The 23,540-nt window shown below is 70.9% G+C and carries 2 protein-coding genes (1 of these 2 cut by a window edge); both read left to right on the forward strand.

Features of this window, described 5'->3' with window-relative positions:
- Positions 1-21,003, forward strand: coding sequence for an SDR family NAD(P)-dependent oxidoreductase (locus tag ACQP2D_RS17365; RefSeq protein ID WP_433684725.1), 21,003 nt, complete (start codon positions 1-3; stop codon positions 21,001-21,003).
- Positions 21,000-23,540: the 5' portion of an SDR family NAD(P)-dependent oxidoreductase gene (locus ACQP2D_RS17370; protein ID WP_433684726.1), read on the forward strand. Its footprint extends 9,648 nt past the window's final position; 2,541 of the gene's 12,189 nt are visible here — the first part of the coding sequence; it begins with the start codon at positions 21,000-21,002; its stop codon lies off the right edge, out of view. The genes ACQP2D_RS17365 and ACQP2D_RS17370 overlap by 4 nt, the downstream gene beginning before the upstream one ends.

Genomic DNA, 23,540 nt, shown 5'->3' on the forward strand with positions numbered 1-23,540 from the left:
ATGACAGATGATGGTGAGTACGAACTACGTACGTTGCTGACGCGGGCGCTTCGCCGGATCGAGGAACTGGAAGCAGCACGGCATTCTCCCTGCGAACCCATCGCAATCATCGGGCTAGCGTGCCGTTTTCCGGGTGGCGCGGACAGTCCGCAGCGGTACTGGGACCTGATCGCCTCCGCGCACGACGCCATCACCGACGTCCCCGCCGACCGCTGGCCGAGCCCGGATGCCGAGTCGCGGCGAGCCCCGCGCCGCGCGGGCCTGCTCACCGGCCCGATCGACGCGATGGACACCGACTTCATGGGGATCGCGCCCAGGGAGGCGGCGGCGATGGATCCGCAGCAGCGCCTCTCGCTCGAAATCGCCTGGGAGGCAATGGAAGACGCGGCCATCGCGCCGGACGGCCTGGATGGTTCGCGGACCGGGGTTTTCCTCGGCGTCAGCTGGCAGGAGTATCAGCGCACCATCACCCCCGAGGGGGCGCGGTCGGTGGACACGCACACCCTCACCGGCACCATGTCCAGCATTGTCGCCGGGCGAGTGTCCTACCTGCTGGGGCTGCGCGGGCCTGCCGTGGCGGTGGACACCGCATGCTCGTCCTCGCTGGTGGCCGTGCACCAGGCCTGCGCAGCACTGCGCGCGGGCGAATGCGATGCAGCACTGGCGGGCGGCGTGAATCTGCTGCAGTCCGAACTGACCTCGGCGGCGCTTGCGCGTATGGGCGCGCTCTCTCCGGACGGCCGCTGCCGTCCGTTCGACGCGGCGGCCAATGGCTATGTGCGTGGTGAGGGCGCGGGAATGGTCGTCTTGAAGCCGCTGTCCCGCGCGCTCGCCGACGGCGACGCGGTGCGCGCGGTCATCCGCGCAACGAGTGTGAATCACGACGGTCGGTCGATGGGGTTGACCGCCCCGAATCCGGTGGCGCAGCGGGATCTGCTGCGTGCGGCGCTGGCCGATGCCGGGTGCGATGCCGACGGTATCGGATATGTGGAGGCGCACGGCACCGGCACACCGCTCGGCGACCCCATCGAAATCGACGCGCTGGCAGCGGTTCTCGGCGCGCGGCGTGCCGACGGCGGGTTGTGCCGGGTGGGCTCGGTGAAAGCACAGATCGGTCACCTGGAGGCGGCCGCCGGTGTGGCGGGACTGATCAAGACGGTGCTGATGCTGCAGCACGGACGAATCCCCCGGCAGCCCGGATTCGACACCATTAACCCGAGGATCACGCTGGACGGCACCGCACTGGCGGTGCCCACCGCGGATATCGCCTGGCCGGCCGGAAAGGTGCCGCGTCGGGCGGGGGTCAGTTCCTTCGGTTTCGCGGGCACGAACGCCCATGTGATCGTCGAGGAAGCACCCGCGGCTGCGCACGTCACGGCCGTGCCCGACGGACCACAGGTACTGGCGGTCTCGGCGCGGACGGCAGCCGCACTGGCCGAACTCACCTCTCGCTACGCCGATTACCTGGAGCGCGCCGATCCACCCTTTGCCGACGTCGGCGCCACGGCGGCGCTGGGCCGCGCGCACTTCCCGTACCGGGTCGCGGTGGTCGCCGACACGGGTGCGGAGGCGATCCGGAAGCTGCGTCCGCGCGAGTCGATTCGCGATATCCCCGAGGAGCACCGGCCGCCCCGAATGGCGATGCTGTTCACCGGGCAGGGCGCGCAGTACGCGGGCATGGGGGAGGCACTGTACCAGCGCTTCCCGGTGTTCCGGCGCGAAATCAACCGCTGCGACGAACTTCTCGGCGAACTCTCCGGTGGTCGGCGACTGCGTACCCTGCTGTTCGACGATGCGGCCTTGACGCGCACCGAGTTCGCCCAGCCCGCACTCTTCGCGGTCGAGTGGGCGGTCGCGCAGCTGTGGGCCGACTGGGGAATCCGCCCGGCCGTCGTGCTCGGGCACAGCCTGGGCGAACTGGTGGCGGCCACCGTGGCCGGTGTGTTCGGGATCGAGGAGGGGCTGCGGCTGGCGGCCGAACGCGGCCGGCTGATGCAGTCGCTGCCCGCGACCGGTGCCATGGCGGCGGTGTTCGCCGCGGTGGAGGAATTCGCGGATCTGGTCGGCGCATCGCCGGACGACTTGGCGGTGGCGGCCGTGAACGGCTCCCGGCAGTTCGTGGTGTCCGGCACCGAGGACGCGGTGGCGCGGGTGCGGGAGCTGGCCGGACAGCGCGATATTCGCGTGGTCGAGCTGCCCGGGACCACGGCTTTCCATTCACCACTGCTGGATCCGATCCTCGACGAATTCGAGAGCGTCGCCGCGCGCCTGCTACCGCAGGAGCGTTCCGCGGTGCTACCTGTGGTATCGAATACGACAGGGCGCGTGATCACCGCGGCCGAGATGGGGCCCCGGTACTGGCGCGATCATGCCCGTCGCCCGGTGTTGTTCGCCGATGGTGTGCGGGCGCTGGCCGAATTCGAGGTGGACGGCTATCTCGAAGTGGGGCCGCATCCGGTGCTGGTGGAACTCGGGCGTCCGATCGTCGGCGGTGCCGGGTTGTGGTTGCCGAGTATGCGCCGGATGGTCGCCACGGACGAGACCATGTTGTCCAGCTTGGCCGAATTATACTGTGCCGGTGCTGATGTGAGCTGGTCGGCGGTGCTGCCTGCACAGGCGCGGCGTCGTAATGGTCTGCCGACCTATCCGTTTCAGCGCCAGCGCCTGGAGACGCCCGGTATCGCCGCCGATCGTGACCTCCTCGGTGAGCATCGGTTCCGGGAGCGGGCGGTGACACCGGCCGCTTACCTGGCCTGGTCGGCATTGCGATCCGGTGGCGGAGTGCTGACCCATGAACTGACCGATTTCGTTGTAGCACAACCCATTCCGGTGGAGCGGTTGACGCAGCCCGGGGTGCGGGTCGAGGGCGACCGGATGGACCTGGCCTTCCATCTCGCACCCGGCGAGCCGGCTGCCGCATCGGCCTCCACTGTCACTGCGCCACCGGAGGTCACGGGGGACGGCGATGGCCTCGAGGCGGCGCGGGCGGCCTGCCGCGACGTCTGGACCGTCGCCGACTTCTATGCTCGATGTGCCGCCTCGGGTTTGACGTTCGGTCCCAGTTTCCGCTGGCTGACCGAGATGTACGCCGGTGCCGACCGGATGCTCGCTCACCTGGCCCGGCCCCCGCGGTTGGCGGGCACACCGGACGTGGCGCTGGCGTGCCTGCTCGATGCGGCGATCCAGACGGGCCTCGCGGTCCTGGTGCGGGGTGACGGTGCGCTGCGTTTGCCGGTCGCGATCGGCCGCTTGCGCGTATATCGCGACGACAGCGCGTCGGCGGAGTGGGCCTATGCCGTCCGGACCGGGCGCGGTGTGCGCATTCGGGTGTTCGATGGCGAAGGCGGTGTGCTGGCGGAATTCACGGACGTGCGGTTCGCGCCGGTCGAGGCGGAGTTCATGGACAATGAAGTGCTCGCGGAGCTGGCCCGAATTCCGGTGTGGCGCACGATGCCCATCGCGACCTCAGGTGGCGTTGTCGCCGCGAGCGATGTGGCCGGTGCCGGCCCCTGGCTCGTCGTGGGTGCCCGCGCGGTGGCCGAGCGGCTGGCCGGAGCATTGCGGGACGCGGGGGCCATCAGCGCGGTGGTGGAACCGACGGACGACCGCGCCGGGCTGGACCTCGCGCTCGCGGCGGTCCCGGGCGCCTCGGTGGTCTACCTGGCCGGGGAGGCGAACGATGCGGCGTCGGCGCGGGCGGAGACGGAGACGGTCCTGACCTTGGCGCAGGCCCTTGCCGCACGCGTCGACACCGCGCGACTGGTGCTGGTGACCACCGGTGCGGCGGCGGTTGTGCCGGGTGATGCCGTGCGCGCGGCGGCGGCCGCGCTGTGGGGTCTGGTAGCGGTCGTGCGGACGGAACTACCCGAGTTGCACTGCCGAGTGATCGACCGAGCGGCCGGCACTGCGCTGGACGATCGGCAACTCGTCGACGAATTATTCCGGGAGACAGACGATTTCGCTGTCGCGCTGCGCGACGGCGAGCGTCACGTGCGGCGATACGAAACACTGCGCGACGGGTTGGGCGCGGTTGCCGATGGCACCGTAATATCCGGGGACCGCATCCGTGTCGCCGAGGGGGACCGCACTGGGTTCGTCGTCCTCGATCGCTCCGCCGCCTATCTGATCACCGGAGGGCTGGGTGCCCTCGGGTCGCGGGCGGCGCGGGTATTGGGCGCCGCGGGTGCGGGAACCCTGGTGTTGGCCGGCCGCGGCACGCCGAATGCGGATGCCCAGCGCACGATTGCCGAACTCGCCACCGACGGGACCAGGGTCGAGACCGTCGCCGTGGACGTCTCCGACCGCGTCGCGGTAGCCGCGCTCCTGGCCCGCTTCGGCCGCGATCTGCCACGCCTGGCCGGTGTGGTCCACTGTGCCGGCGCGCTCGACGATGCGCTCCTGCCCGAGCAGGACGCGAGCCGGCTACGCCGGGTCTTCGCGGGCAAAGCCGAAGGCGCCTGGCATCTGCACGAACTCAGCGTCGCCCACGAGCTCGAGCTGTTCGTGCTGTTCTCCTCCGCGAGCGCCGCGATCGGCACGGCCGGGCAGGCGAATTACGCCGCGGCGAACGCGTATCTGGACGGCCTGGCACAGCATCGCCGGGCGAGCGGGCTGCCCGCCCTGAGCATCCAGTGGGGTCCGTGGGCCGATACCGGCATGGCCCAGGGCCTGGGCGTGGGCGCGCGGCGGGCGTGGCGGCGGCACGGTGTCGCCGAACTCGACGCCGCCACGGGTTCGGCGATATTGCGCCCGTTGCTGGCCGCTGACGGTGTGGTGGCGGTATATCCCACGGCCACAACGGAATTCGATGATGAGACGGGACAGAACGCGGATACGATGCACCCGGACGAACCTATGGTCGATCCTGAACGCGATGTCGTCGCCCTGGTCCGGGTGCATGCCACCGCGGCGCTCGGGCGCACGACCCCGGTACCGGACCGCACTCCACTGCGCGATCTCGGCCTGGACTCGATGATGGCGGTGGATCTGCGCAACAGCCTGTCCGCCGAACTCGGTGTGCGGCTGCCCGCGACACTGTTGTTCGACTATCCGACGGTAAGGGCGGTGGCGGACGAAATCGCCCGCCGCGCAGCCGGTTCGATGCCGGCCCCGGTGCAGCCTCGGCCCGAGACCACCGCGCCGCGCCGTAACGAGTCCGCGACGCCGCGGTCGGCCGCGTCCACACCGGCCGGTGCGGAATCGACCGCATCGAAGCGGTCCGCCGACGATCTCGACGACGCGATAGCCATTGTCGGAATGGGCTGCCGATTCCCGGGCGGAGTTCACGGCCCCGCCGACCTGTGGCGGCTGGTCACCGATGAAACGGATGCGGTGAGCGAAGTGCCGTTCGGTCGTTGGGATGTCGACGCCTACTTCGATCCCGATCCGGACGCCGAGGGCAAGACCTATACCCGCTGGGGCGGATTCGTCGACGACGTAGAGGATTTCGATGCCGGTTTCTTCGATATCTCGGCCGGCGAGGCGCGGATGCTGGATCCGCAGCAGCGGCTGCTGCTCGAAACCTCCTGGGAAGCACTCGAACACGCAGGCACTCCAGCACACCGGCTCGACGGGTCGCGTACCGGGGTGTTCGTCGGCCTCATGTCCCACGATTACGCCGAACGCATGGCCCGCGCGGATATGGCGCCGGACGCCTGGTTCGGCACGGGCACCCTGGGCAGTGTGGCGTCGGGTCGGCTGTCGTACTTCCTGGGCGCCACCGGGCCGAGCCTGACCGTCGACACCGCATGTTCGTCATCGCTGGTGACGGTGCATCTGGCGGTGCAGAGCCTGCGGCGCGGCGAATGCGATCTGGCGCTGGCGTGCGGCGCCACCGTGGTGCTGACGCCGTCGCTGGACATCTATTTCGCCCGCGCTCGGGGCCTGGCCGCAGACGGCCGCTGCAAAAGCTTCGACGACCGCGCCGACGGGGTGGTGTGGAGTGACGGTGCGGGCACGCTGGTGCTGAAGCGGTATGCCGACGCCCGCCGTGACGGCGACCGGGTGCTGGCGCTGATTCGCGGCACGGCCGTGAATTCCGATGGCCGCAGCCAGGGACTGTCCGCCCCGAACGGTCCCGCCCAGGAGCGGCTGCTGCGGGCGGCGCTCGCCGACGCGGCGCTGTCCGGTCACGACATCGACTATGTGGAGGCGCACGGCACCGGCACCCGGCTCGGGGATCCCATCGAGGTCAATGCGCTGTCCGCGGTGCTGGCGCGGGGCCGCTCGGTGGAGCGTCCGCTGTGGATCGGCGCGGTGAAGTCGAATCTCGGCCATACCCAGGCCGCCGCCGGTATCGCGAATATCGTCAAGGTGGTCGAGTCCATGCGGCACGGCAGAATTCCGGCGACCCTGCACTTCCGCTCCGGAAACTCGCATATCGACTGGGATACCGCTGGCGTGCGGGTGGTCGCCGCCGCTCGCGAGTGGCCGCGGACCGGGGAACCGCGCCGAGCGGGGGTGAGCGCGTTCGGAATCAGCGGCACCAACGCGCATATTCTGCTGGAGGAGGCGCCGCCCGAGGCAGTGCCGGACCCCGCCGGTGCGGGCGGCCGTCATGTGCTGGCCCTGTCCGCGAAGAGCGCGGCCGCTTTGCGGGGACTCGCCTCGCGTTACCGGGATTTCGTGGCCGCGGCCGCGGATGTCGATGCTCACGATCTGTGTGCATCGGCGAATACCGGTCGCACCCATTTCGACGTCCGGACCGCGATCGTGTTCGACACCCCGGCGCGGCTGCTGGACGGGCTGGGCGCCGTCACCGAGGCGGCCGGGGAGCCGAACACCGTGACGGTGGTAGCGGACGGACCGGCGGGAGCGGCCGACACATTGGCGCGGCGCTACGTCGGCGGCGAGCAAATCGACTGGAACGCAGTGTATTCAGCACAGTCGTGGCGCCGGATCGACCTGCCGACCTACGCGTACCAGCGCAAACGGCACTGGCTCGAGGTCCCCGCGCGCACTCGGTCGGTCGAACTCGGGGCGGCGGATCCGGGCTCGAGTGCGCCGGCCAGCCGATCGGCCGAGACAGCCGCCCCCGCCGCGCGAATCGACGCCGAGGCGCAGCGGTATCGACCCGTCGCCGGGGCGGTTGCCGCAGCGTCCGCGGCGGCCGCCGTGCCGATCGCGGTACCGGCGGCGGCCGAGCCCGGTCCCACGGTGGTGGACGAACGCGTGTGCGGGCTACTGCACCACGTCGAATGGGTTGCGGCGGAGGCGAATACGATCGCTGCGTCGCGGGGCAGCGGCCGCTGGCTGGTATACGCCGACGCCGCAGAGGGCGAGGCGCTGGCGGCCGCGCTGAGAGCACACGGTGTGGAGACCGAACTGGTGCGCCCGGACGACGTATTCGGTGCGGGGCAGCCATCGGTGAGCGCGCCGATGCGGATGCATGTGCCGGCGGTCGACGGGATTGTGCTCGCCTGGACCGCGACCGCGATCGACGTGCGGATCGAACTGGCGCTGCGGGTGATTCGGGAGTTGGCCGGGGCCGACCGCGCACTGTGGGCGCTATGGATGGTGAGCGTGGGCGCCCAGCGTGTCGCCGACGGTGACCGGCCCGATCCGGATCAGGCGATGCTGTGGGGATTGGCCCGTACGGTCGCCGGTGAGCATCCCGAATTCGGTTGCCGGATTCTGGATCTGGAGCCCGGAGCTGCCGTGGGATCGGCCGCGGGAGCCGTGCTCACCGGGGCCGTGGCCGAGGCGCAGCTGGCCGTTCGCGGCGGAACCTGGTTCCGGGCGCGGCTGGCCGACGGGCTGCCGGCCGGGAACTGGCGTCTCGTACCGCACCGCTCCGGTGAACTCGCTCGGCTGCGGCTGGAATCCGCGCCGCGCACGGCGCCCGGTCCGGGTGAGGTCGAGATCGAGGTAGCGGCATCCGGGCTCGACCACCGTGAGCTGTGGATCGCCAGGGGTATTCACCCGGACGGAATGCGGCCACTGGGAAGTGAATGTTCGGGTCGGGTCAGCGCGGTCGGCGCGGGAGTCGCCGGACTGCAGATCGGTGACTCGGTAATCGCTGTGGCGCGCGGCAGTTTCGCTCGGTTCGTCACCGTGGATCAGCGGTTGGTGGCGCGCACACCGCTGCCGCTGTCCCATACCGCCGCCGCGACCGTGCCGGTGGCGTTCGCGACAGCCTCGTTCGCACTGTTCGATCTTGCGAAGCTGCGTGCCGGAGAGAGCATTCTGATCCATGCCCCGGCCGATGGGTTCGGTATCGCGGCCGTGCAGCTGGCGTGCCGGGCCGGGGCGCGCGTGCTCGCCACCGCGGCGCTGAGCGACTGGGCCGCCGACGCCGGGTGGTCGGTCACCCGGGTAGGGAACTGGCGCGGTGCGGATTTCGCCGATGAGATCCGCGGTCACCTCGGCGCCGGAGTGGACGTGGCGGTGAATACGATCACCAGCGAGCTCGTCGGGCGTGCACCGCAATTACTTACCGCCAGTGGACGATTCATTGACATCGTTGATATCGCGCAGTGGCGTGGCGAGCCGGTTCCCGCAGGCGTCGACCATCGCGAGTTCCGCGGCGTGGATACCGTGCCGCCGCATCGGCTGGGCGAGATCCTGCGCGAGATCGCCGCGCTGTTCGATCGCGGTGAGCTGGTTGCACCGCCCTGTGAGGTGCACGACCTGCGGGCCAGTGAGGCTGCCTTCCGCATGCTCGAGCAGCGCCGCAATCAGGGACGTATCGTGCTGCGGCACAGCGCATCCCGGCACGCCGAGGTGTCCGCCAACGGCACCTACCTGATCACGGGAGGCTTCGGCGGACTCGGCACGGCCGCGGCTCGCTGGCTGATCGACCGCGGCGCCAGGACCCTCGTATTGGTGGGCCGCCGCGAACCCGATGCGGATGCGCGGCGCTGGATGGCGTCGATGAGCGCCGGGGCGGTACGGATCGAAGCCCGCCGCGCCGATATCGGCGACCGGCAGGCGGTCGCCACCCTGCTGGCGGATCTCACCGCGTCCGCGCTGCCGCCGCTGCGGGGTGTGATCCACTGTGCCGGGGTCCTCGACGACAGTGTGGCCACCGAACAGAGCTGGTCGCGGTTCGAGACCGTACTGAGGCCGAAATATCGTGCGGCACAACATCTCGACGAGCTGACCCGGGGACAGACGCTGGATTTGTTCGTGCTGTACTCCTCGGTCGCGGGCGTGCTCGGCACCCCCGGACAGGCCAACTACGCCGCGGCCAATGCCGCCCTCGACGCCCTGGCCTGGCGGCGCCGCGCGGACGGGCTGCCCGCCCTGAGTATCGCGTGGGGCCCATTCTCCGATGTGGGGATGGCGGCCGGTCGCCCGGAGGTGACGGCTCGTCTGACTCGGCGCGGCCTGCCGCCACTGCGCGAACCCGATGCGGCCGCGGCACTGGATCACCTGACCGGGCAGGACATCGCCGGTGTTGGCGTTTTCGACTTCGCGGCGGACCGCTGGTTCGCCGGGCGTGCGACCACCGCGCCGAGCGCCCTGCCACCGGACATGAAGTCCGGCAGTACTCGTCGAACAGCGACGCATTCGACCGGCGATCTGCGAGAGGCGGAGAAGCTGGTCCAGCGAGTCGCCATGCGCGTGCTCGACCGCGACACCGAACTGGATCCCGAACAGCCGCTGCACGATACCGGAGTCGATTCGCTCACCGGTATGGAGCTGCGGGCGGCCTTGTCCAAGGAAATCGGCGCCCCCCTTCCGGCAAGCCTGGTGTTCGACTATCCGACCGTGCGGGATATCGCGCGCCTGCTGGGGGACAAAGGATTGAGCGCGACGGAAACCGATGCGGCGCCCACGACCGGGGCCGTCGAGATCGCGGCCGGGGACGACGGCGCGGCTGCGGCCCGCGGGGAGCAGGGCCGGCTGCGCCCTGCCGACGGTCACACGGATCCCGGCGCAGCGACTGCCGCATCCGATGCGGGGGTACCCAGCATCCCGGTGCGCACCGCTCCAACGCGGCCGGTCGCGGAGCGACACGCCAGCGCACCCCTCTCGGCCGGTGGATCGGGTGCCGAACTTCCGCCGCCGCATCCGAGCAGTCCGGATCAAAACGAGGTTGTGACCGACGGCACGGCGGCGCACGGACCCGCGCGGAGGGAGGGAGAGCATGCGCCCGGCCTCGGCGCTCGCACCGATGCCGACGACCCGATGGTGATCGTCGGCATGAGCTGCCGTTTTCCCGGTGGCGTGCACACACCCGAGGAACTGTGGGAGTTGCTGTGCGCGGGGCGGGATGCAATCGGCGAGGTGCCTGCGGATCGCTGGGATGTGGATGCCTTCTACGATCCGGATCCGGCGGCGCTGGGCGCCATGTACACCCGGTGGGGCGGATTCGTCGATGGCGTGGACCAGTTCGATCCGGCGTTCTTCGGGATCACCGCCGCCGAGGCCCGCGCCATGGATCCGCAGCAGCGACTGCTGCTCGAGGTGGCCTGGGAGGCCGTCGAACGGTCGGGCCGAGCGCCGAGCAGCCTGGCGGGCAGCCGCACCGGCGTGTTCGTCGGGTTGTGTTTCAGTGAGTATCCCGGAACCCGCACGGCGGCAATCGATCCGGTGGATATCGGGGCGTACTCGGTAATCGGTTCGGCGCCCAGTGTGGCCGCCGGGCGGCTCGCTTACACGCTGGGGTTACAGGGCCCGGCTCTCACCCTCGACACCGCGTGCTCGTCCTCGCTGGTGGCCCTGCAGGCCGCGGCCGACAGCCTGCGCGCCGGGCGCTGCGATCTGGCGCTGGTGGGCGGGGTGAATCTGCAGTTGGCGCCGGAGACCACCATCGGGTTCTGCCGCCTGCGATCGCTGTCGCCGGACGGTCGGTCACGGGCATTCGACGCCGACGCCAATGGCTACATCCGCGCCGATGGCTGCGGTGTGCTGGTGGTGACGCGACTGTCCCAGGCCCGGCGGCGCGGTGACACCGTGCTGGCAGTGGTCGGCGGGATCGCGGTGAATCACGACGGCCGCTCCAACGGCCTCACCGCACCGAACGGGCCCGCCCAGCGGCGGGTGATCGCGGATGCGCTGGCGGCGGCCGGGATCACGCCCGCGGAGGTGGACTATGTCGAAACCCACGGCACCGGAACGCCGTTGGGCGACCCCATCGAGGCGACCGCACTGGCCGCCGCCTACGGGCCGGACCGCGCCGCACCGCTGCTGATCGGTTCGATCAAGACCAATATCGGGCATGCCGAGGGCGCGGCGGGTATCGCCGGTGTGATGAAGGCACTGCTCATGCTGCAGCACGGCGAGATTCCGCCGAGCCTGCACTTCCACACGCCCAGCCCGCACATCGCCTGGGACGAGCTGCCCATCGAGGTCGTCGTGCGCAGGCGCCCGTGGCCGGTGACCGGCCGTCGGCGCACGGTCGGGGTGAGCTCGTTCGGAATGAGCGGCACCAATGCGCACGTGATCCTGCGGCAGGGGCCCGCGGCGGTCACATCGCAGCCGGATAGCGTTGCGCCACAGGTGGTTCCGCTGTCGGCGCGTACTCCCGATGCGCTCATCGACACCGCGCGGCGCTGGGCCGACGCCTTACGTGCGCCGGACGCCGACCTCGGCGATCTGGCCTACACGGCGGCGACCGCGCGCACGCACTTCGAGGAGCGCTCGGCCATAGTCGCCGATACGGCGGATACCGCTGCCGCACATCTGCTTTCGGCTGTCTCGGGTGATCGTCCAACGCTGCTGCGGGGGCGGGTCGAGCGCGGCGCGACCCCGAAACTCGCGCTGCTGTTCACTGGACAGGGCTCGCAGTACCCAGGCATGGCCCGCGGCCTCTACGACTCCGAGCCGGTATTCCGCCGCGCCCTGCAGCAGTGCCACGACCTGCTCGGACCCATCGCGGACGGAATCGGCCTGCTGGATGCTCTCTACTCGGCGGGGTATCCGGACCTGCTCGACCGCACGGTATTCACCCAGCCCGCGCTGTTCGCGGTCGAGTGGGCGCTGTGGCAGCTGTGGAGCGACCGGGGAATCCAACCGGACGCGGTGCTCGGCCACAGTGTGGGCGAATACGTCGCCGCCTGCGCGGCGCAGGCCATCTCCGTGGCGGACGCGCTGCGGCTGGTGGCCGCGCGCGGCCGATTGATGCAGGGCCTGCCCGATGACGGTGCGATGCTGGCCGTCCGTGCCGATGCGGACACCGTCACCCCGCTGTTGCGGGGCTTGGGAGCCGAGGTCGCCGTGGCCGGATTCAACGGTCCGGCCCAGATCGTGCTGGCCGGGCGACGCGACGCGGTGCGGCGGTTGCAGACGGAACTGGAGGCGGCGGGAATCGGAGCCACGGTGCTGCCGGTATCCCACGCTTTCCATTCCCCGCTGATGGACCCGATTCTCGGCGAGTTCGCGAACGCGGCGCGGTCGATGCACTGCACCGACCCGGTCATCCCGGTGATCTCGAACGTGACCGGCGCGCCGCTGGCCACCGGTGAGCTGACGGCGGACTACTGGGCGCGGCACGCTCGCCAGCCCGTGCGGTTCGCGCAGGGCATGGCGGCACTGGCGGAGCTGGGCATCGGCGTGCACCTCGAAATCGGCCCGCAGCCTACGCTTTCGGCGCTGGGTGCGCGGATCGCCCCGGACTCGGCGCGGTTCATCGGGTCGCTGCGGCGCGGTCGCGACGACCGGGAGAGCATGGCCACCGCGCTCGCCGAGCTGTATGTGCACGGGGTGGCGGTGGACTGGGAGAGTGTGCACCGGCCGCACCGGCGTACCCGGGTGCTGGCGCCGACCTACCCGTTCCAGCGGCAGCGGTACTGGATCGACAATGCCGTCGCCACCGCGCCGGACACCGGCCGAACCGTCTCGGGGCCGGACGTGCGGCGCGGGGGCGCGTCCCTGCGGTATGCCGGGTCGGCTGCGGAGAACACCGACCCGATCCTGCGGCACGCCGAGGCGGTTGCGCGGCACGCCGAGCCGGACCTGCGGCAGCCCGCGTCGGCTCCGCGGCGCGTCGGATCTCAGGGAGCAGACTTCGAATTCGCCGTCGAGGTGTCCGTCGACGAGCCCGCCTACCTCGCGGACCATGTCGTGGGCAACACCGTGGTCGTGCCCGGCGCCTGGTATGTGTCCGTACTCGCCACGGCCGCACGCGAGATGATCGGTGCCGCAGCGGTATCCATCGACGATCTGGTGATTCGCGACGGGCTGGCGGTGACCGGCAGGCATGCGGTGCGCGTGCGGGCCGCCGCCGCGGCGAACGGGTTCACGGCCGACATCTCCACCTCGGAAGGGGCCGACCGGCGCGTGCATGTGCGCGCGCGGATCGCCGCCGCGGGGACGGCGCCGGATCGCGGCCCGGCCCTGGCCGAGATGCGGGCCCGCTGCCCACGAACACAAGCTGGTGCCAACCTCTATACCGTGCTGGCCGCCGCCGGGCTGCGGTACGGCCCGGCGTTCCAGCGTGTGGTGGAGGTCCGTGCCGGTGCCGGGGAGGCGCTCGTCACCCTGGCCGACTCCGGCGCCGACGGCCTGCTCGTGCACCCGGCCACGCTCGACGCGGCCTTCCACGCCACCTACGCGGTGCTGGAACCCGAAGCGGCCCAGCACACCTGGGTGCCCGTGGCCGTCGATCGCATCGTGACGGCGGTTCGATTCCCACCGATTCGCTACGCGCACGTGCGGCTGGTGGAGCGGTCGGAGCGAGTGTGCGTCGCCGATGTCCGATTGTTGGACGAGGAAGGTGAACCCGTGCTCGTCACGGAGGGACTACGCATCATGCGGACTGCGACCGCGCCGGGCTCCGGGCACGTCGGCGGTATCGGCGACGTGTATCGCACGGTGTGGCGGGATGCGGGGACACCCGAGGTGGGCGCCGCGGTAGGACGCTGGCTGGTCGTCGCCGGACCCGATGGCATCGGGGGAGCGGTCGCCGAGCGGCTGCGGGCGCGCGGCGCGCAGATCGTATCGGCCCGGCCGGGTGTGGGTTTCGAGATTCTCGGCGATGCCGAGTTCCGCGCCGATCTCGACTCGCCCGTCGCGGTGCGGGCGCTGCTGGCCGCCGCGGGCGACGGTCTGCGCGGCATTGTGTACGCGCCGGACCCCGCGCCCGCCGGAACGGTCGCGCAGCAGGCGGAACGGGTCGTGGTGGGCGCACTGCATCTCGCTCAGGTGGGAGTGGCCGCCGGCGCGCCGGCGCTGTGGCTGCTCACCCGCGGCGGCCGGGCCGTGGAACCGGGCGAGCAGATCGACCCGGCCCAGTCGGCGCTGTGGGGATTCGCCCGGAGCGCCCAGCTCGAGCACGCTGAAATCGGTTGCGGCATAGTCGATATCGATGACTCGGTCGACCCCGACGCCATTGTCGGCGAACTTCTCGCCAGTGCTCCGCACCGCCAGCTGGCGCTGCGGTCCGGACGGCGGCTGGCACCGAGAATCGAAGCGGTGAACGGTCTTTCGGCCGCGGCGAGGGTGCAGCCTGCCGGCACCGGGACCGTACTGATCACGGGCGGCCTCGGTGGCATCGGCCTGATCCTCGCGGACTGGCTGGTGGAGCGCGGCGAGCGGACGCTGGTGCTGGCCGGACGCGGCGCACCGGAAGCCGCGACGGCGGCCGCGCTGGACCGGCTACGGGAGCGTGGTGCCCGGATCGAGGTGCGGACGCTGGACGTCTGCGACCGGGACGCGGTCGCGGACACCCTGGACTGGATCGCCCGCAGGCTGCCGCCGTTGCACGGGGTGGTGCACCTGGCCGGGGTGCGCGATGACGGGGTGCTCGATGCGCTGTCGGCGGAGCGGGTGCGCCGCGTGCTCGCGCCGAAACTTTCCGGCGCATGGCATCTGCACGAGCTCACCGCCGCCCTGCCGCTGCGGTACTTCCTCCTATTCTCTTCCGCCGCCGCCGTGGTGGGATTGCCGGGGCAGTCGAGTTACGGTGCGGCCAACGCGTTTTTGGACGGCCTGGCCGAACTGCGCCGCGCGACAGGACAATCCGGCCTGGCGGTGGCGTGGGGCCCATGGGCGGACACCGGGATGGTGGCCGATCTGGGGGATGCCGAACTACGCCGGCTCGCCGCACGGGGCTACGGGCTGCTGGCGGCGAGCACCGCGACCAGCACCCTCGACGCCGTGCTGGCGGCCGATCTCCGCGGGTCTGTCGCCGTGCTCCCGCTGGACCGTACCGCGCTGACCGTCTACGCGGCAGACCACACCGTGCCGGAGGTACTGGCGGATCTGGTACCGGCCGACCACGGTCGGGACCGCGCCGACTACGCGGCGGAGATGACCGCGCTGGTGCGCCGCTGTCTCGGCCTCGGGCCCGGTGATGATCTGGACCGCCCACTGCACGAACTCGGGCTGGATTCGGTCGCCGCGGTCGAGATTCGCGACCAGCTGTCCCGCGCCAGCGGGCACCGGTTGCCGTCCACGCTGGCGTTCGAGTACCCGACGCCGCGGGCAGTCATCGACTATCTGATCGAACTCGGTCCCGCTGATCGCGAAGGGGTTCGGAACGGCCGTGCCGCGTATGAGCCCGGACCCGCACACCGGGTCGTCCTGAGCGCCGGCGGAGCCGCCGCACCTGCGGGGGAGTCGCGTGCGACTATCGGTGACCTCGGGGCCACAGCACCGCACGTTTCGAATGGCAATGCCGCGAACAAGCCCGTTGTCCAGCGCGGTGCGAACAGCACAGGTCCTGCCGAGCATGTTGCTGCCCAGGCGGTTCCGGACGGCGCAGGTCAGCTCGAATATGCTGGCGCCCAGCGAGTTTCGAACGGCCACCATCCTGGTGAACAGGATCGGCGCACGGCTGTGCACCACCGTGTGCCCGTCGAGTCCGCGGCGCGAGTCGATGAGGGTGCCGCCATGGCCCGGACGCCGCAGCGCTCCCCAGAGCCTGCCGGAGGGCACGGCGGCGGGATCGGCGACATCGCCATTGTCGGTGTGAGCGGCCGCTATCCGGGTGCTTCCGACCTGGACGAGTACTGGCGGGTCCTGATCGAGGGCCGCGACTGCATCACCGAGATATCCGCCGAGCGCTGGGACCACTCGAAGTACTTCCATCCGGACCGGCACCACCCGCACACCGCCTACACCAAATGGGGCGGATTCCTCGACGGCGTGGATCATTTCGATCCGCTGTTCTTCGGCATCTCACCGCGCGAGGCGGAGGTGATGGACCCGCAGGAGCGGCTGTTCCTGCAAACCGCCTGGGCGGCACTGGAAGACGCCGGGTATACGCGGGCCGAACTGGCCCGTTCCGGGCTGCGGCCGGCGGAGGCGGGCGTCTTCGTGGGCGTCATGTGGGGCACCTATCACATGTACGGCGCGGAGGAATCCCGGCTCGGCAAAGGCACATTGCCGGGATCGACCTTCTGGAGCATCCCCAACCGGGTCTCGCATGCCCTCGACTTCCAGGGGCCGAGCATGGCCGTCGACACCGCGTGCTCGTCATCGCTGACCGCGCTGCACCTGGCCTGCCAGAGCCTGCGCACGGGCGAGACCAGGCTGGCGGTGGTGGGCGGAGTGAACCTCTCGCTGCACCCGTACAAGTTCGTGGCCCTCAGCCAGGGGCAGTTCGCCTCCACCGACGGCCGCTGCCGGTCCTTCGGCGACGGCGGAGACGGCTATGTGGCCGGGGAAGGGGTCGGGGCACTGGTGCTGCGACCGCTCGCCGATGCCGAGGCAGCCGGGGACACCATCCACGCCGTGATCAAGGGCAGCGCGGTCAACCACGGCGGCCGCGTCAACGGGTTCACGGTGCCGAATCCGGCCGTACAGGCGGCGGTGATCAGGTCTGCGCTGCGCGTCAGCGGCGTCGATCCCGGCACCGTCTCCTACGTGGAAGCACACGGCACCGGCACCGCACTGGGCGACCCCATCGAAATCGCCGGTCTGGCGCAGGTATTCGGTGACGCGGAGCGGGCCGAACTGCCGATCGGATCGGTGAAGTCGAATATCGGCCATCTGGAGGCGGCGGCCGGAGTCGCGGCGCTGACCAAGGTGCTGCTGCAGCTCGAACACGGTGTCATCGCCCCCTCGCTGCACAGCCGACCGGCCAACCCGCATATCGACTTCGCGAAAACGCCGTTCCGGGTGGTGGATCAGCCGCGGCCGTGGCCTGCGGGCGGCGCGCCACGGCGCGCTACCATCAGCTCCTTCGGCGCGGGCGGCTCGAATGCCAATATCGTGATCGAGGAGTACGTGGACACCCGTCCCTCTACCCCCGCCGCCGGACTCGAAATCATCCCGGTGTCGGCGCGCGACGCCGAGCGCCTCGCCGAATACATTGCCGCACTGGACCGTTACCTCGCCGGGCACCGGCCGAACCTGGCGGACCTCGCCTACACCATGCAAACCGGGCGGCAGCCGCTGACCGTGCGGGCCGCCTTCGCCGCCGTCGATATCGACGACTTCCGGGCGGAACTGCGGGCGTGGCTGAACGACGATCCCGGGGCCCGCACCTCGGCGCGGGCCGCCGCCGATCCGCGCGTGGCCGCCTGGCTGACCGGCAAGACCATCGAGTGGGAAGTGCTGCGGGACAGCGGGTTCCGGCGGCGCATCCCGTCGCCCACGTATCCGTTCGCGCGCGAACGCTACTGGATCCCCGATGTCGAGCCGGCCGCCACGCGAACCATCGCATCGGACGGCGCGTCACCGGCAGTGCCGATGACCGCCTACAGCGGAACGGCTTTCGCGCGCGGTGACGCCGCGGTCGTTCCGATAGCGGCGCACGGCGAAGTCGTGGATCACGGAGCGGAGGTCGACGCGCCTGCGAATGTGCCGCCCGCTCAGCAGGACCGGCGCGTACTGGTTCCGCTATGGCATGAGACGCCGGTGACGAGCGGGGATCTGCGGACACGGCGGCCCGTGGTGGTGTACCCCGCGCGGATGCCCGCGGCGCTGGTCGACGCGCTCGCGGCAGTGGTGGGCGATCCGGGGCGGATGGTTCGGATCGACGCGGACGTGGAACGGGACGAGTTCGAGGCGGGCGCCCGGCTGGGCCGGGCCGTGCTGGCACAGTACCCGGACACCGATTGCGTGATCGACGTGTGCGATCTGGCGGCGCTGCCACCGGTACACCGGCCTACCGGAGATTTCGGGCGAATCGGGCTGTACCAGGGCATAATCGATGCCCACGCCGGCGAACTCCTGCTGCTGCACCTGAGCGCCGGACGCCCCGGCACCGACGGCCCCGAGCACGCGCCGCTGGGCGGGCTGGTGGCCGCGCTGGCGGCGGAGATCCGCGGTGTGCGCACCCGCAGCGTGCATGTGCTGGGCGAGCGCGGCGGCATTGCCACCGACCGATTGCTTCGCATCCTGGGCGCGGAATCTGCCGCCCCCGACGCGGGCGCGCCGCGCGTGCGCTGGCGCGGTGAGGTGCGCGAGGTCGTGGACCTCGCACCGGTCACACCGCGTGCCGGGTTGGTGGCCGACCCGGCACGCACATATGTGGTGACCGGTGGAACCCGCGGTCTCGGAGCGGAATTCGCGTCCCGGCTCGTCGACCGCGGGGCGCGTAGGCTGGCCGTTCTCGGCCGCGAAGCGCTGCCGCCGGAAACCGAATGGGAACGAGTCGCCGCCGGTGACGACGCCGTGGCGGCGAAGGTGCGGCGGCTGCTGGCCCTGCGTGCCCAGGGCGTCGCCATCCGCACTTATAGCGGCAGCCTCGCCGACGAGGCCGCGCTCACCCGCTTCTTCAGCGACGTGCGCCGCGAACTCGGACCCATCGGCGGCGTACTGCACTGTGCGGGTGCGGTGTCCGCGGAGAGCCCGGCATTCATCCGCAAGACCGGAGCCGGGATCGCGGCCGTGCTGGAACCGAAGATCACCGGCACTCGGGTGCTCGCCGATGTGCTGGCCGCCGACCGGCCCGACTTCTTCGTACTGTTCTCCTCCGTCTCGGCCGTCCTGCCCGGGCTGGCGGTCGGGCTTTCCGACTACGCCATGGCCAATGCGCATCTGGACCGCTTCGCCGAGGCGCAGCATGCGGCGGGGCACACCTGGTTCCGCGCGGTGAACTGGCCGTCGTTCCGCGACACCGGGTTCGGCGAGGCGACCACCGCCGCCTACCGCGCCACCGGATTGCCGGCCATGACCGCGGCCGAGGGATTCGATCTGCTCGACGCCGTGCTCGGCGTGCCCGATGCGCCGGTGGTGCTGCCATATCACGGTGCGCCCCTGCGGCTTTCGCCGATATCGGCGGCATCGCCCCCGGCCGCGGCCCGGCCGGAACCCGCGCTGCGACAGGTCATCGCGGCGACGAACGGTCATACCGCCGCACCCGCGGCCGGATCCGGCAAGGCCTATGCGGAACTGCTGCGCATCTTCTCCGATGAGCTGAAGCTGGCCCCCGAGCGGTTCGAGGGTGACCGGCGTTTCGAGGACTACGGCGCGGATTCGGTGCTCATCGCCTCGGCGGTGCGGCGCATCGAGCAGGTGATCGGTGAGCCGTTCGACCCGGCGCTGGTGCTCGAATTCCCTACCCTCGACGACCTGTCGAGCCTGCTGGCCGAGCACTATCCGGACCGCTTCGCCGCGGCTGCCGGGACCGATGCCACCGCTGTGCCACAGGTCGATCCGCCGGCCGACCGTGCGAACTCCCATGCCGCCGCGGCCGCCGTGCCGTCGGGCTATGCCGCGCCTGGCGAGCGGGTGCGGCCGGCCGGCGCGGTACCGATTGCCGTGGTCGGCATCGGCTGCCGCCTCCCCGGGGGCGATTCCCCGGAGGAGTTCTGGCGGATGCTGGCGACGGGGCGCAGTGCGATTCGGGAGGTCGATCCCATGCGCTGGGATCCGGCCGAGTTCTACCGCCCGAGCGGCGGTTCCGGACGCACCAACAGCAAGTGGGGCGGCTTCGTCGACGGCGTCGACCTATTCGATCCCGACTACTTCGGCGTCAGCGAGGAGCAGGCCTGGCAAATGGACCCGCTGCAGCGGCTGCTGCTCGAATGCTCGGCACTGGCCACCGCCGACGCGGGCTATCGGCGAGAGGAGCTGGCGGGCAAGCGGATCGGCGTCTACGCCGGCAGCCGGTCGGCCAACTACTTCGGGCGCATCCCGGTCGCCGACCGCCACACCATCGTCGGAATCGGCCAGAACTTCATCGCCGCCCGGATCTCCGACTTCTTCGACTGGCACGCGGGCAATCTCGTCCTCGACAGCGCCTGCTCCTCCGGACTGGTGTCGGTGCACCTGGCCTGCCAGGCGCTGCGGGCCGGTGAACTGGACGCGGCCCTGGCCGGCGGTGTCGAAGTGCTGCTCGACGAAATGCCGTACGTGACCCTGGCGGCGGCCGGAGTGCTGTCGCCGAACGGCCGCTGCGCCACCTTCTCCGAGCACGCCGACGGCTTCGTGCCGGGCGAAGGCGCGGCACTGCTCATGCTCAAGCGGCTCGACGACGCACAGGCCGACGGTGACCGCGTCTACGCGGTGCTGCGCGGATCGGCCATCGGCAACGACGGCCACACCATGGGCATCACCACCCCGAACATGCGGGCGCAGATCGAGGTCGTCACGGCGGCGCTGCGGACGGCGGGCATGTCGCCGGACGACCTGTCATATGTGGAGGCGCACGGCACCGGCACCATGATCGGCGACCCGATCGAACTGAAGGGCCTCGCCACCGTGTTGGGCGAGCGGCCCGGCGGCATCGGACCGTGCGCGGTCGGCAGCGTGAAAACCAATATCGGGCACCTGCTCTCGGCCGCGGGGATTGCCGGAGCGGTGAAGACCATCCTCGCCGTCCACCACGCGGCGCTGCCGCCGTCGCTGCACTGCGACACCCTCAACCCGCGGTTCCGGTTCGCCGGATCGCCCGTTTATATCAACCGCGAGCTGCGGGCGTGGCGGACAGCCGACGGCCGTCCGCGCGCCGCGGGGGTGAGCTCGTTCGGGTTCGGCGGCACCAACGCCCACCTGGTCGTCGAACAGGCCCCGACTGGACATATTCCGGTGCGCGGCGCACTGCCCCCACCGGCTTTCCGTAAGAGGAGCTTCATGCTGCCCAAACCGCTGCCCGCGGTCGTGCCCGATATCCGGCCCGCAGTGGTCGCGCCGACCCCGTCCTTCCTCCAGGTGGAGCCGCTGTGAACACGATCGAATTGGGCAGTTTCGCCACGACGGTGCGCGCCGAGGACCCGGTGCTGCGCGACCATCGGGTGCACGGCGTGCGGATCCTGCCGGGCGTGGTGTACCTCGACGCCATCCTGCGCGCGGCGATGGTGGGCGGATATCCGCCGGTCGAGCTGGAGATCCGGGAGGCGCTGTTTCATCGGCCGGTCGCCCTGGATGCGGGGGCGGCGTCGCGTATCGCCTTCCGGGTGGATGCGGCGACGGGCCGGATCCGGATCGAAACACAACGACTGGATGCCAGTGGAGCGCCACACGGAGCGCCGGTGCTGCTTGCCGAAGCTCTTCTGGCGCAGCGGGATTCGACCCTGCTCCAGGATTCTGCCGATGTCGCGGAGCTGCGTGCGGCGCTGGTGGGTGCTCGGGATCTGGCGCAGATGTACCGGCAGAGCGGTGCGCGCGGTATCGAACATCGGGAATTCATGCGCGCCACCGGTGTTTTCGCCCGCGAGGGCGACCTGGTGACGGCGGAGCTGACCCTCGGCGCGGAGGCGCGGGCCCATAGTGCCGGATTCGTCCTGCATCCGACCTTTCTGGACGCCTCCACCATCGTGCCGTTCGTCGATCCGGCACGGCTCGGTGTGGACGACGAGAGTGCTTTCATTCCCATCTATTTCGGGAATGTACGGGTCTGGCAGGCGACACCCGAGCGGGTATTCGTCCGGGCGGCGGTGCGCGGTGGCGGCACCGATCTGCTGGAGGCCGAGGTACGGCTGTACGACTCGACGGGCGGACCGGTCGCGGCGTATCGGCTGACATCCAAGCGGGTGCGGGGCCGGGAGGATATCGAGCGCCTGCTGTTCTCGGAGCAGGGTGTGTCCGCGTCCGTGGTCCCCGAGGCGGCCGCGGCGGTGCCCGCCCCATCGGGTGACCCGCGGGCGGCGATCACCGCGGATCTGATGGCGCTGGTAGCCGAGGCGATCGGCGGCGATCCGGCCGCCGTCGCCACTGACCTCGGGTTCTACGAACTCGGGCTGGATTCGGCACAGTTGTTGGGGTTGACGGCGGTGTTGGAATCCCGGGTCGGGGAACCGCTGTATCCCACACTGCTTTTCGAGTACCAAACGATCGAGGCGCTGGCGGAGTACCTGGCTCGCACGGCGGGCGCGCACTATCGCCCGGCCGCAGCAGCGCCCGTCGCGCCGCCGATGGCTGCTGCTCATCCGGAGGTCGCCGCTGATCCGGTAGCCAACCAACATTCCGTGTCGTCGGTTGCAGCAGTGCCCGTCGGCGGTCCGGCGCGGACGATTTTTACCGCTGACGCCGTATCCGGCGGTGACGCGAACCGGACACTGGTCACCTTTGGATTCGACTGGGAGGCCGACGATTCCGTACCGGCCTCGCGCGTACCGGCGTCCCTGCTCGTCTTCGACACCGCGGAACGGCCGTATCCGGCGCAGCCGCAGATCGAAGTGGTGCGGGTGCGGCCGGGCGGCCAGTTCGCCTCGGGCCCGGATGGATACGTTGTCGACCCCGCCGATCAGGAGCAGCTGCGCGCACTCCTCGCCGACCTGTCGGCACACCGCCGCACCTTCGATGCGGCGGTGTACCTGTGGGATGCGCGCTCCGACGGCCTCGATCCGGAACCGCTGATCGAACGGGCGCACCTGCCGCTGCGCGATCTGGTGCGGGAGCTGGCGCGGATCCCGGATCCGGTCTGCCGGTGTGTACTCGCCGTCTCCGACGATCCGCTGACCCATGCGCTGGCCGCCGGTTTCGCGCGCACCGCGCGTCTGGAGTTCCCGAGGCCCGTGGCCCGGGCGGTATTGTGCCCGACCGCGGAGACAGTCATCGCCGTCGCCGCGGAACTGGCTGTGGGGGAAGAGGATCCAGCCGTCGAGATCCGCTACCGGAACGGGCGGCGCGAGGTGCGGATACCTCGGGAGCTCCCGGCACCGTCCGAAGCCGGCGCGCTGTCGCAGGGCTTGGTCGCGGTCGTGACGGGCGGTTTCGGCGGTATCGGGCGGCTGCTGGCCGAACGGTTGGCGCGGCAGTGCCAGGCGCGGCTGGTGCTGGTATCGCGCGGTGCGCTGGACGAGTCCGGGGCGCGGCTGCTGGCCGAGATCGGCGGTCTCGGTGGGGAAGCGGTACATGTGCGGGCCGATATCTCCGTCGCCGCCGACGTCGAGCGGGTGGCCCGGATCGCCCGAGCCACCTACGGGCCGATCGATGCCGTCTTCCACGCGGCCGGGCAGCTGCGGGACGGACTGCTGTCGAACACCACCCGCGATGACGCGCGGGCCGTGCTCGCGCCGAAGGTCGCGGGGACGATACGCCTGGCACGCGCGATACCGGAAGCTCGTCTGCTCATGCTGTTCTCGTCGGTGTCGGCGGTACTCGGCAACCCCGGTCAAGCCGACTACGCGGCCGCCAACCGCTTCATGGATGTCTTCGCCGAACAGCACGCCCAGGCCTCGGGCCACACCCGGGTGATCAGCGTCGGCTGGCCGATCTGGGCGGATGGCGGCATGCGCCCACCCGCCGACCAGATCGAGGCG

It is taken from the genome of Nocardia sp. CA-119907 (assembly GCF_050955995.1).
Taxonomy (GTDB): Bacteria; Actinomycetota; Actinomycetes; order Mycobacteriales; family Mycobacteriaceae; genus Nocardia.